This is a genomic window from Synechococcus sp. R6-10 (assembly GCF_047461815.1).
GTDB lineage: Bacteria > Cyanobacteriota > Cyanobacteriia > Thermostichales > Thermostichaceae > Thermostichus.
In genome coordinates this window covers 1-817 of sequence record NZ_JANSHW010000410.1, presented here as the reverse complement: position 1 = coordinate 817, position 817 = coordinate 1, and the positions used below count along the sequence as shown (strand labels likewise).

The following is an 817-nucleotide window of genomic DNA, read 5'->3' as shown; positions in this document are numbered from 1 at the left end:
AGGAGACCCCCCCGCTGGAGCTGCCGCCTCGCCCACCACCGCCATATCCCCCACCGCCAACATAGCTGGAGGTGTAGCCGTAAGCCGCGGAACGGCTGTAGTCACTGCGGTAGCCGGATTCCCCAAGGACTCCGTCCCGCTTACGCGAGCGGCCAGCAAAGGACTCCGTCCCGCTACCGCGAAAGGCAGAGGAACGGGCGGATCCGTCGTAGCCGCGGTTGCTGGAGACAGAACGGCGGGAAACCAGGGCTTGCCCAGGACGCTCACCGGCTCCAGGGGATCCTGCAGCGGCTTTCTGCCCCCCCTTTTCGCTGTCAACACGAGACCCCTCGTCTCGGCCAGTCTGGGGGGAGCGGTTGGAAGGGCGAGAAGTGGCCCCTTGCGCGGACTCCCTGTAGCTATCCCGCCCATTCTCCAAGGACTCCGTCCCGCTACCGCGATCGTCCAGCCAATCCTCTGCGCCCACAAAGGTTGAGCCCTCTTCCGGCAAAGGGGGTGGGGAACGACGACTTTGCCGCTCCCTTCCTTCACCAGAGTTTGCAACCGAGGAGACCGCGGCTTCCTCACCGGCAGAATCCGGGGAATGGCGGCTGGGATCGGGGGCAGCAGTCCGTTCCGCTGCTGCAATGGGATCTTGATCCTCAAACTCAGAAAAACCCATAGTTCTTCGAGCGCTCCCCTCAGCTGCCAAGGCAAGACGGCTTTCAATTTCACTCCCCCGAAGGGAAGCAACTACTGTATCCTAGCAGCTGATACATTTACGCTGAACACTGCTGAACATCACTGTTCAACTATGCAGCGATAGCATTCTGTTTGT

1 pseudogene is annotated in these 817 nt (G+C 61.6%); it reads right to left on the bottom strand.

From position 1 onward, the window contains the following. A pseudogene (locus NW837_RS11335) lies at nt 1–661 on the bottom strand (hypothetical protein); the annotation flags it as partial. Between the last annotated feature and the right edge of the window lie 156 nt (nt 662–817).